General features: G+C 67.0%; 1 protein-coding gene. It reads left to right on the top strand.

Annotation, left to right across the window (positions count from 1 at the left end):
• Nucleotides 1-464, top strand: a 464-nt coding sequence (locus tag EN807_RS32580) for an isocitrate lyase/phosphoenolpyruvate mutase family protein (RefSeq protein WP_189522666.1), incomplete at both ends; no start/stop codon positions are given.

The following is a 464-nucleotide window of genomic DNA, read 5'->3' as shown; positions in this document are numbered from 1 at the left end:
CGCACCTTGCAGCGCGCCGACCAGATCGAAACCTCGGAAGGCAAGGGGTTGTCGGTCGAGACCTGGTTCGCGCCGATCGTCGCCGATGCGGAGGCCGGCTTCGGCGGCCCGCTCAACGCTTTCGAGATCATGAAGGCCTTCATCGAAGCCGGCGCTGCCGGTGTCCATTATGAAGACCAGCTGGCGTCGGAGAAGAAGTGCGGCCATCTCGGCGGCAAAGTGCTGATCCCGACGGCGGCGCATATCCGCAACCTCAACGCGGCGCGGCTCGCGGCCGACGTGATGGGCACGCCGACGCTGGTCGTGGCGCGCACCGACGCGGAGGCGGCAAAGCTTCTGACCTCCGATATCGACGAGCGCGACCGGCCCTTCGTCGACTATGATGCCGGCCGCACGGTCGAAGGCTTCTACCAGGTCAGGAACGGCATCGAGCCGTGCATCGCGCGCGCCATCGCTTACGCGCC

It is taken from the genome of Mesorhizobium sp. M5C.F.Ca.ET.164.01.1.1 (assembly GCF_004792125.1).
GTDB lineage: Bacteria > Pseudomonadota > Alphaproteobacteria > Rhizobiales > Rhizobiaceae > Mesorhizobium > Mesorhizobium wenxiniae.
This window is presented reverse-complemented; position numbering and strand designations above follow the sequence as displayed.